Source organism: Pseudomonas sp. 1121_17 (genome assembly GCF_052850745.1).
Window position 1 is genome coordinate 21,479 of the sequence record NZ_VXCX01000023.1, and the last position, 9,680, is coordinate 31,158.

The following is a 9,680-nucleotide window of genomic DNA, read 5'->3' on the forward strand; positions in this document are numbered from 1 at the left end:
CTCCTCAGCGGGGTTCGGCCGGGGCCGGCAAGGTAAAACCGGAGACCGAGCGGCGCATCTCGCTGGCCATCCGCGCCAGGTGGCGAATGCTGTCGGCGGTGGCGCCGGAGCCGCTCGAGGTCTGCGCGGTAATCTGCTGGATCACAGCCATGGTGTGGGAAATCTGCCCGGCTGAAGAGGTCTGCAGTTGGGCGGCATCGGAAATACTGTGAATCAGCTCGGCGAGGGTCTGCGAGACGCCTTCGATTTCCGCCAGAGCCACCCCGGCATCCTGCGCCAGACGCGCTCCGCGGACTACTTCGGCGGTGGTCTGCTCCATGGAGATGACCGCCTCGTTGGTGTCGGTCTGAATGGTCCGCACCAACGCCTCGATCTGCCGGGTGGCCGACGACGAGCGTTCGGCCAGACGCTGGACTTCGTCGGCAACCACGGCAAAACCACGCCCGGCTTCACCGGCCAGCGAGGCCTGGATCGCCGCATTGAGGGCAAGAATGTTGGTCTGTTCGGCAATGTCGTCGATCAGGCTGACGATGTCGCCGATCTCCTGAGACGACTCACCCAGGCGCTTGATCCGTTTGGCGGTGTCCTGAATCTGCTCGCGAATGTTGTCCATGCCGTGGATGGTGTTGTGCACCACCTCGTTGCCTTTGTTGGCGATGGCCACCGAGCGCTCGGCGACCTTGGCCGACTCGTAGGCGTGGGCCGACACCCGGTCGATCGACTCGACCATGTCGCCCACTGCCACCGAGGCTTCACTGATCTGCTCGGCCTGCTGCTCAGAGGCCTTGGCCAGCTGGCGTGCGGTGTTCTGCGTGTCCTGCACGGCGGCGGCAACCTGCAGGGCGCTGTGGTTGATGGTGGTGACCAGGTCACGCAGCTGGTCCACCGAGTAGTTGATCGAGTCGGCGATGGCCCCGGTGAAGTCTTCGGTGACCGACACCGTCACTGTCAGGTCGCCGTCGGCCAGCTCCTCGATTTCGTCGAGCAGGCGCATGATTGCCTGCTGGTTGCGCTCGTTCTTTTCCGCAGTTTCGCGCAGCTGGCGATTGGTCGCGCGGACCATCACCGAGCCGATGAGGATGATCGAGGCCAGCGCCAGCAAGCCGAGCACGTAGCCGCCAACGGTATCAAGGGTGCGCCCGTTGGCCAGGTTCTCGAAGCTGTTGGCCAGGTGCGAGGCTTCATCGAGCAGGGTTTGCGACAGACTGAAAATATTGCTCGCCGCTTCGCGCACGCGGAACAGTTCGGGGGAGGTTTCGAGGATTTCATCGACACTGCCGGAGACAAACTGGAACAGCTCGGCAATCTCCGCCAGTCGCGCGCGGGCATCGGCGTCCTCGACTCGGGTGACCTGGATCGCCGGGTTGCCGCCGAGCATGCCTTCAAGCACCTGGCCAAAGCGGCTGGCGTCGCGACCAAAGGCATCGGCCGCCTGCGCTGCCGAGTCATCGCCGGCCAGCACGGTGTTGACCGAACCCAGAATCCGCTCAGCCAGCAACAATTGGCGCTGGGCTACGGCCACTTGCGCGGCGGGGGCACCGCTTTGCAGGAGGATCTCGACCACCTTCTCGTATTCGACCTGCAACTGCGGCACGGTCTCGGCGAGGGTTGCCGCGACCTGGTGCAGCGACAAAACGGTCTGTTCGCTGGCGAGGATCACGTCGGTGTTCTTGCGCAGCGTCTCCCAGTCCTGGCGCACCGCTTCCATTTCATCGCGGACCTTGGCCGGCGCTGCCGGCAGCGCGGTGGCCTTGTCACCTTCACGCAGGTAGCCCCAGCGCCGCTCGAAGTCGTTGCGCGCATCCGACAGCAGGCGAAACGCCAGGGCCTTGCCGGCAGCGGCCTCGGTGGCGTTCTTGGCGATGCGTTGGGACAGCACGCGCAGCTCACCGGCGTGGCCGATGTACTGCTTGTCGTAATTGGACTGGGTGTTGAGGTATGCGAAGTTGGCGAACAGCAGGATGATCGACAGGATCAGCACCACGAACAGCACGGTGATCTGCGCACTGCTGCGCACGCGCGGGGTCACGGCCGGTGGAGTGACGGGGCTGACAGGCTTGTTCACGGTCGATCCTCTACAACGCTACATCAAGAAAACCCGGCGCCTGGGCCAGGGCCAGCGGGCTGAAGATGGCCCAGTTGTGCTCGCGGGCAAAATGGCCCTGCACAAACGGCGTCGCCGCCGCCAACAACGGCTGCGGTGGCGACAGGTCAAGGCTGCTCAGACTGAAATGCTGCAACCCCAGCACCTCATCGACCAGCAAGCCGGCAAACAGTGCCTCGTGATCCAGCACCAGCACTCGCCGTTGCTTGCCTGGCGGCAGTGGCCCAAGGCCGAAAAAACTGCTCAGGTCCATCACCGGCAGCAGCCGCCCACGCAGGTTGGCCACCCCGCACACCCACGGCTGCACGCCGGGGACGCGGCTGCTGCGCGGCTCGCGCAAGACTTCGGCGACTTCGACCATAGGCGCCACGAACCACTGCTCGGCAACGCGAAAGCCAATCCCGCTCCACTGTTGCAGCCGGCTGTCCTGCGACGGCTGATCGGCCTCCAGCAGGCGGCAGCGGCGATCGATGTCGAGCAGAAGCTCGAACGCAGTCAGCGAGGCGCGGCGGGTGGTCAAATGTCGAGCACCGCTTTCAGCTTGGCCAGCAGCGAGTCTTCATCGACCGGTTTGATAAGAAAATCACGCGCGCCCTGGCGCGCCGCCCAGACCCGATCGGTTTCCTGGTCCTTGGCGGTGATGACGATTACCGGGATGCCGCTGGTAGCGGCGTCCTTGCTCAGTTGGCGAGTTGCCTGAAAGCCGTTGAGGATGGGCATGACGATGTCCATCAGAACCACATCGGGCTTTTCCTGGCGGGCCAGCGCCACGCCGTTGGCGCCATTGTCAGCCTTGAGCACCTCATGGCCATGCTTTTCCAGGATCGCGGTGAGTTTGTGCAACTCTGTCGGCGAATCATCGACAATCAGAACTCGGGCCATGCTGTTCCCCATTGAAGGAAAGTGCCGCCGCCATGCCAGGCGCGGTCAGGATGCAGGTTGCGCCTGAGCGGCAAATTCCGGCACATGGGCCCGGATCGCCTCAAGCAATTCTTCTTTGCTGAATGGTTTGGTCAAAAATTGATCAGAGCCGACGACGCGGCCACGGGCCTTGTCGAACAGGCCATCACGCGACGACAGCAGGATCACCGGGGTGTCCTTGAAGGCGCTGTTGTGCTTGATCACGGCGCAGGTCTGGTAACCGTCCAGGCGCGGCATCAGCACGTCGACGAAGATGATCCGCGGTCTATGGTCGACAATCTTGGCCAGCGCGTCAAAGCCGTCGCTGGCGGTGATCACTTCACAGCCGACCTCACCCAGCAGCAGCTGCGCAGTGCGGCGGATCGTGCGTGAATCGTCGATCACCATCACCTTCAGGGGTTGTTCCATAATCGCCTACCGACAATGACGTTGCGCCGCACAGTACAAGGTTCACGCGCCCGGAAAAAGCGCTGCGCCAGCGACTGTGCGCATTTACCAGCAGCTTATAGCGTGCAGCTTGAAGCTGCACGCATCCTGACAGCCTTTGCCGTCGCCGCCCCCTTGACCGACGGCGCGCTCGGCGCCACCCTGAGCCACTTTATCTATTGCCATCGCGGTCAATTGCCGCCAAGAGGAATTCACCCATGAGCGTTCGCCTCGGGATTGTCATGGACCCTATCGCGTCCATTTCCTACAAAAAGGACAGTTCGCTGGCCATGCTGCTGGCAGCCCAGGCCCGCGGCTGGACGCTGTTCTACATGGAGCAGCAGGACCTGTACCAGAGCGCAGGCGTGGCGCGGGCGAAGATGCGCCCACTGCAGGTATTCGCCAATCCCGAGAAGTGGTTCGAGCTGGACGCTGAAATCGACGCACCGCTGAGCGACCTCAACGTGATCCTGATGCGCAAGGATCCGCCGTTCGACATGGAGTTCGTCTACAGCACTTACCTGCTGGAGCAGGCCGAAGCTGCCGGGGTACTGGTGGTCAATCGCCCGCAGAGCCTGCGCGACTGCAACGAAAAGCTGTTCGCCACGCTGTTCCCGCAGTGCACCCCGCCGACCCTGGTCAGCCGCCGCCCGGACATCATCCGTGCGTTTGCCGCCGAGCATGGCGATGTGATCCTAAAGCCGCTGGACGGCATGGGCGGCACCTCGATCTTCCGCCACCGGGTCGGTGACCCGAACCTGTCGGTGATCCTCGAAACCCTGACCGCGCTTGGCACCCAGCAGATCATGGCGCAGGCCTACCTGCCGGCAATCAAGGACGGCGACAAGCGCATCCTGATGATCGACGGCGAGCCGGTGCCGTACTGCCTGGCGCGCATCCCGGCCAGCGGCGAAACCCGTGGCAACCTGGCTGCTGGCGGCCGTGGTGAAGCGCGCGAACTGAGCGAGCGCGACCGCTGGATCGCCGCCCAGGTCGGGCCAACCCTGCGCGAAAAGGGCCTGCTGTTCGTCGGCCTGGACGTGATCGGCGAGCATCTGACCGAAATCAACGTGACCAGCCCGACCTGCATCCGCGAAATCGACAACGCCTACGGCACCCAGATCGGCGTACAGTTGATGGACGCCATTGATCGCAAGCTGAAGGCGCGCTGACCACCGACGCGAAGCGCAATCGCTCAGTGCGGTATGATGCCGGTCCTTTGACCTGCTGCCCCGCCTGGCGATTGCTGGATACCTGATGACGCTGCCCGCTGACATCCCTGCCGACCTGCTGCCACCCCGCGTTCGCCCGGTGGACCGGCTTGGCTTTACCTTGTTTCTGGCTGCCCTGGTGCACCTGGCGCTGATCCTCGGGGTCGGCTTCACGGTGGTCAAGCCGAGTGAAATCCGCCACACCATGGATATCACCCTGGCAACCTTCAAGAGCGAGAAAGCGCCCGAGAAGGCCGATTTCCAGGCCCAGGACAACCAGCAAGGCAGCGGTACCCTGGACAAGAAGGCAGTGCCCAAAACCACCGAGCTGGCGCCGTTTCAGGACAGCAAGATCAACAAGGTCACGCCTCCGCCGGCCGCCAAGCGCGAAACGCCGCCTGCTCCGCAGAAGGCCGCGGTCGCCACCACGGCAGCCAAGATGCAGAAGGTCGAACCCAAGCCCAAGGAAACCAAGGCCCAGCCCAAGCCTCCTGCGGCGACCCCGGAATTTGACAGTTCACAGCTGTCGAGTCAGATCGCCAGCCTTGAAGCCGAGCTGTCCAACGAGCAGCAGCTGTATGCCAAGCGGCCCAAGATTCACCGCTTGAACGCGGCTTCGACCATGCGCGACAAAGGTGCCTGGTACAAAGAGGAATGGCGCAAGAAGGTCGAGCGGGTCGGTAACCTCAACTACCCCGACGAAGCCCGTCGCCAGCAGATCTACGGCAACCTGCGCATGATGGTTTCGATCAACCGCGATGGCTCGTTGTTCGAGGTGCTGGTGCTGGAGTCGTCCGGCCAACCGCTGCTGGATCAGGCCGCGCAGCGCATCGTTCGCCTTGCCGCGCCGTTCGCGCCGTTTACCGGTGATCTGGCCGAATTCGACCGTTTGGAGATCATCCGTACCTGGCGCTTTGCCCGCGGCGACCGGCTGTCGAGCAACTAAACCGCGTCAGTGGTTTTTTCTCACAGCTTGCAGCTTGAAGCTGACGTCGCCTGGCGCCACACTACCCCCATGAAAAACCTCACTCCGAGTTACCTCAAGCATCAGTTCCTGATCGCCATGCCACACATGGCCGATCCGAACTTTGCCCAGACCCTGACCTATATCGTTGAGCACAACGCCAATGGCGCCATGGGCCTGGTGGTCAACCGGCCGCAGGAACTCAACCTGGCAGACATCCTCGAGCAGTTGCGCCCGGACGAGGAACCTCCATTGAGTACCCTGCAGGTACCGATCTACATCGGCGGGCCGGTACAGACCGACCGCGGCTTCGTTCTGCACAGCAGCGAGCGCAGCTATGAGGCCACCATCGAGCTCGAAGGCCTGTCGCTGTCGACCTCGCAGGATGTGCTGTTTGCCCTGGCCAACGGCGAAGGCCCGGCGCAGAGCCTGATCACTCTCGGTTACGCGGGTTGGGAAGCCGGCCAGCTGGAAGCCGAACTTGCCGACAACGCCTGGCTCAACTGCCCATTCGACCCTGAAATCATCTTCAGCCTGGCCAGCGACCAGCGCCTGAGTGCGGCAGCAGCGTCGCTGGGCATCAACCTCAGCCTGCTGACCAGCCAGGCAGGTCACGCCTGATGGCCGAGGTGCGCCTGCTGCTGGGCTTTGACTACGGCACCAAACAGATCGGCGTCGCGGTTGGCCAGGTCATCACCGGCCAGGCCCGCGAGCTGTGCACCCTGCGTGCGCAGGACGGTATTCCGGATTGGGCCCAGGTGGAAAAACTGATCAAGGAGTGGAAACCCGACGCTATCGTCGTTGGCCTGCCGCTGAACATGGACGGCACCCCCAGCGAGATGAGCGCCCGCGCGCAGAAGTTCGCCAACCGCCTGCACGGCCGCTACAACCTACCGGTGCACACCCACGACGAGCGCCTGACCACCTTCGAAGCCAAGGGTGAGCGCATGGCCCGTGGCGGTCAGCGTGGTACCTATCGAGACAACCCGGTCGACGCCATCGCCGCCGCGCTGCTCCTGCAGGGCTGGCTGGAGGCTAATACCGGTCACTGATTCTACCTTTCGCTTTGCCGCCGGGTCTGCCGGCGCCCCGAGGAGCACGCAATGAGCCTACCCAACCCCGCCGAGTTGATCCGGCAGATGGCCGTCGACCTTCGCGCCCACCTGGCCCGCCGCAACATTGCCGAGCCGCGCTTCATCGGCATCCGCACCGGTGGTGTGTGGGTCGCTCAGGCGCTGCAGCAGGAGCTTGCCGACAGCAGCCCGCTGGGCACCCTGGATGTGTCGTTCTATCGCGACGACTTCAGCCAGAACGGCCTGCACCCGCAAGTGCGCCCCTCTGAGCTGCCGTTCGAGGTAGAAGGCCAGCACCTGGTACTGGTCGATGACGTGCTGATGAGCGGGCGCACCATCCGCGCTGCCCTCAACGAACTGTTCGATTATGGCCGCCCGGCCAGCGTCACCCTGGTGTGCCTGCTCGATCTGGATGCCGGCGAACTGCCGATCCGGCCCAACGTGCTCGGCGCCACGCTGTCACTGGCAGCCCATGAGCGGGTAAAATTGACCGGCCCGGCCCCGCTCGCCCTCGAGCGCCAGGACCTTGCTACCGCTTCCGCCCTTTAAGAGTCCCCTGCGATGACGCCACTCGACGCCAAGCGCCCGCTGCAGCTCAATGATCAGGGCCAGCTGCGCCACTTCCTCTCGCTTGATGGTTTGCCCCGCGAACTGCTCACCGAGATTCTCGACACTGCCGACTCGTTTCTTGAAGTCGGCGACCGGGCAGTGAAGAAAGTCCCGTTGCTGCGCGGCAAGACCGTGTGCAACGTGTTCTTCGAAAACTCCACCCGCACCCGCACCACTTTTGAGCTGGCGGCCCAGCGGCTGTCGGCCGACGTCATCAGCCTGAACGTATCGACCTCCTCGACCAGCAAGGGCGAGACCCTGTTCGACACCCTGCGCAACCTTGAGGCCATGGCCGCCGACATGTTCGTCGTGCGCCACTCCGACTCGGGCGCGGCGCACTTCATCGCCGAGCACGTGTGCCCGGACGTTGCCGTGATCAACGGTGGCGACGGCCGCCACGCGCACCCGACCCAGGGCATGCTCGACATGCTCGCCATTCGCCGCCACAAAGGCAGCTTCGAGAACCTCTCGGTAGCCATCGTCGGCGATATCCTGCACTCGCGGGTGGCCCGCTCCGACATGCTCGCGCTGAAGACCCTGGGTTGCCCGGACATCCGCGTGATCGGCCCGAAAACCCTGATCCCGGTGGGCATCGAACAGTACGGCGTAAAGGTCTACACCGACCTCGCCGAAGGCCTCAAGGACGTCGACGTGGTGATCATGCTGCGCCTGCAGCGTGAGCGCATGGCCGGCGGCCTGCTGCCCAGCGAAGGCGAGTTCTACCGCCTGTTCGGCCTGACCACCGCGCGCCTGGCCGGCGCCAAACCGGATGCCATCGTCATGCATCCGGGGCCGATCAACCGCGGCGTCGAGATCGAATCGGCAGTCGCCGACGGTAAACATTCGGTAATCCTCAACCAGGTCACCTACGGCATCGCCGTGCGCATGGCGGTGCTGTCGATGGCCATGAGCGGGCAGAACACGCAACGACAACTGGACCAGGAGCACGCCCTGTGAGCATCAGTATTCTTGGCGCCCGGGTCATCGATCCGATTAGCGGCCTGGACAGCATCAGCGACCTGCACCTGGAAGCGGGCAAGATCGTCGCCATCGGCGCCGCCCCGGCCGGTTTCAGCGCCAGCCGCAGTATCGACGCCAACGGCCTGGTCGCCGCACCGGGCCTGGTCGACCTCGACGTCGCCCTGCGCGAGCCGGGCTACAGCCGCAAGGGCAACATCGCCAGCGAAACCCGCGCGGCCGTCGCCGGTGGCGTCACCAGCCTGTGCTGCCCACCGCAGACCAAGCCGGTGCTGGACACCTCGGCAGTGGCCGAGCTGGTGCTCGACCGTGCCCGTGAAGCCGGCAACAGCAAGGTCTACCCGATCGGCGCCCTGACCAAGGGCCTTGAAGGCGAGCAACTGGCCGAGCTGGTGGCCCTGCGTGATACCGGCTGCGTAGCATTTGGCAACGGTTTGAAGCAGATCCCCAACAACCGCACCCTGGCGCGCGCGCTGGAGTACGCCGCCACCTTCGACCTGACCGTGGTGTTCCACTCCCAGGACCATGACCTGGCCCTCGGCGGGCTGGCCCACGAAGGTGCGATGGCCAGCTTCCTCGGCTTGCCCGGCATCCCGGAAAGCGCCGAAACCGTCGCCCTGGCGCGCAACCTGCTGCTGGTCGAGCAAAGTGGCGTGCGTGCGCACTTCACCCAGATCACCAGCGCCCGCGGCGCCCGCCTGATTGCCCAGGCGCAGGCACTGGGCCTGCCGGTCACGGCCGACGTGGCGTTGTACCAGCTGATCCTCACCGACGAGGCGCTGCGCGACTTCTCCAGCCTGTACCACGTGCAGCCACCGCTGCGCACCGCGGCAGATCGCGATGGCCTGCGTGAAGCGGTCAAGTCGGGGGTGATCCAGGCGATTTCCAGCCATCACCAGCCGCACGAGCGCGATGCCAAGCTGGCGCCGTTTGGCGCGACCGAGCCTGGGATCAGCAGTGTCGAGCTGTTGCTGCCGTTGGCGATGACGCTGGTCGAGGATGGCCTGCTGAATCTGCCGACCTTGCTTGCGCGACTGACCAGCGGGCCTGCCCAGGCGCTGCGCTTGCCGGCAGGTGAGCTGAAGGTTGGCGGTGCGGCGGATCTGGTGTTGTTTGATCCAAAGGCCTCGACCGTGGCCGGTGAGCATTGGCTGTCGCGCGGCGACAACTGCCCGTTCATCGGCCACTGCCTGCCGAGTGCGGTGCGTTATACCCTAGTGGATGGCCACATCTGTCACGAAGCCTGAGGCTTGGCGCGGCCGTTCCTGCACCGACCGCGAACACCGCGATCTGTAGGAGCGGCCTTGCCGGGGCGCCGGACCGGTCCGAAAGGCCCGCACAGCGGGGCCGGCGATGTCGGCGGCGAAGCTGAAAATATGGGGCCACTCCGCGAC

The 9,680-nt window shown here is 64.6% G+C and carries 11 protein-coding genes; 7 read left to right on the forward strand and 4 right to left on the reverse strand.

All coding sequences use genetic code 11. The annotated features are described in order from the left end of the window. Nucleotides 1-4: 4 nt before the first annotated feature. From FW789_RS24045 to FW789_RS24060, 4 genes are read right to left on the reverse strand one after another with little or no spacing between them, the layout of a single operon-like run. Complete coding sequence (locus tag FW789_RS24045; RefSeq protein ID WP_101315734.1) at nucleotides 5-2,065, reverse strand: methyl-accepting chemotaxis protein; 2,061 nt, start codon at nucleotides 2,063-2,065, stop codon at nucleotides 5-7. A 10-nt stretch (nucleotides 2,066-2,075) separates the two neighbouring features. Continuing rightward, the gene (locus FW789_RS24050; RefSeq protein WP_103435776.1) at nucleotides 2,076-2,624 is read right to left on the reverse strand and encodes a chemotaxis protein CheW; all 549 of its coding nucleotides are present in this window, start codon (nucleotides 2,622-2,624) and stop codon (nucleotides 2,076-2,078) included. Further along, a complete protein-coding gene (gene pilH, locus FW789_RS24055) occupies nucleotides 2,621-2,986 on the reverse strand; it encodes a twitching motility response regulator PilH (RefSeq protein WP_101322927.1) in 366 nt (121 codons plus the stop codon). The genes FW789_RS24050 and pilH overlap by 4 nt, the downstream gene beginning before the upstream one ends. A 45-nt stretch (nucleotides 2,987-3,031) precedes the next feature. Next, complete coding sequence (locus FW789_RS24060) at nucleotides 3,032-3,433, reverse strand: response regulator (protein ID WP_101315730.1); 402 nt, start codon at nucleotides 3,431-3,433, stop codon at nucleotides 3,032-3,034. A 236-nt stretch (nucleotides 3,434-3,669) separates the two neighbouring features. On the opposite strand from FW789_RS24060, the gene gshB reads away from it, so the two are divergent. The 7 genes from gshB (at nucleotide 3,670) to FW789_RS24095 (ending at nucleotide 9,533) form a co-directional block, all read left to right on the forward strand. After that, nucleotides 3,670-4,623 carry a glutathione synthase gene (gene gshB, locus FW789_RS24065; protein ID WP_103435775.1) on the forward strand — a complete coding sequence of 318 codons (954 nt, stop codon included), beginning with the start codon at nucleotides 3,670-3,672 and terminating at the stop codon, nucleotides 4,621-4,623. 85 nt (nucleotides 4,624-4,708) lie between these two features. Next, nucleotides 4,709-5,608, forward strand: a complete 900-nt coding sequence (locus FW789_RS24070) for an energy transducer TonB (protein WP_103435774.1) — start codon at nucleotides 4,709-4,711, stop codon at nucleotides 5,606-5,608. A gap of 69 nt (nucleotides 5,609-5,677) precedes the next feature. Then, nucleotides 5,678-6,247, forward strand: a complete 570-nt coding sequence (locus FW789_RS24075; RefSeq protein WP_101315724.1) for a YqgE/AlgH family protein — start codon at nucleotides 5,678-5,680, stop codon at nucleotides 6,245-6,247. Further along, nucleotides 6,247-6,678: a Holliday junction resolvase RuvX gene (gene ruvX, locus FW789_RS24080; RefSeq protein WP_101315722.1), complete on the forward strand. Its 432-nt coding sequence runs from the start codon at nucleotides 6,247-6,249 to the stop codon at nucleotides 6,676-6,678. Before FW789_RS24075 ends, ruvX begins: the two co-directional genes overlap by 1 nt. 51 nt (nucleotides 6,679-6,729) lie before the next feature. Continuing rightward, complete coding sequence (pyrR, locus tag FW789_RS24085) at nucleotides 6,730-7,248, forward strand: bifunctional pyr operon transcriptional regulator/uracil phosphoribosyltransferase PyrR (RefSeq protein WP_103435772.1); 519 nt, start codon at nucleotides 6,730-6,732, stop codon at nucleotides 7,246-7,248. A 12-nt stretch (nucleotides 7,249-7,260) separates the two neighbouring features. Beyond that, a complete protein-coding gene (locus tag FW789_RS24090) occupies nucleotides 7,261-8,265 on the forward strand; it encodes an aspartate carbamoyltransferase catalytic subunit (protein ID WP_101315718.1) in 1,005 nt (334 codons plus the stop codon). Further along, nucleotides 8,262-9,533: a dihydroorotase gene (locus tag FW789_RS24095; RefSeq protein WP_207072948.1), complete on the forward strand. Its 1,272-nt coding sequence runs from the start codon at nucleotides 8,262-8,264 to the stop codon at nucleotides 9,531-9,533. Before FW789_RS24090 ends, FW789_RS24095 begins: the two co-directional genes overlap by 4 nt. Nucleotides 9,534-9,680: the final 147 nt, after the last annotated feature.

Excerpts from the sequence above, each read along its gene's own strand:
- ruvX (WP_101315722.1), top strand. The coding sequence starts at position 6,247 with ATGGCCGAGGTGCGCCTGCTGCTGGGCTTTGACTACGGCACCAAACAG.
- FW789_RS24090 (WP_101315718.1), top strand. The coding sequence starts at position 7,261 with ATGACGCCACTCGACGCCAAGCGCCCGCTGCAGCTCAATGATCAGGGC.
- pilH (WP_101322927.1), bottom strand. The coding sequence starts at position 2,986 with ATGGCCCGAGTTCTGATTGTCGATGATTCGCCGACAGAGTTGCACAAA.
- gshB (WP_103435775.1), top strand. The coding sequence starts at position 3,670 with ATGAGCGTTCGCCTCGGGATTGTCATGGACCCTATCGCGTCCATTTCC.
- pyrR (WP_103435772.1), top strand. The coding sequence starts at position 6,730 with ATGAGCCTACCCAACCCCGCCGAGTTGATCCGGCAGATGGCCGTCGAC.
- FW789_RS24060 (WP_101315730.1), bottom strand. The coding sequence starts at position 3,433 with ATGGAACAACCCCTGAAGGTGATGGTGATCGACGATTCACGCACGATC.
- FW789_RS24070 (WP_103435774.1), top strand. The coding sequence starts at position 4,709 with ATGACGCTGCCCGCTGACATCCCTGCCGACCTGCTGCCACCCCGCGTT.
- FW789_RS24075 (WP_101315724.1), top strand. The coding sequence starts at position 5,678 with ATGAAAAACCTCACTCCGAGTTACCTCAAGCATCAGTTCCTGATCGCC.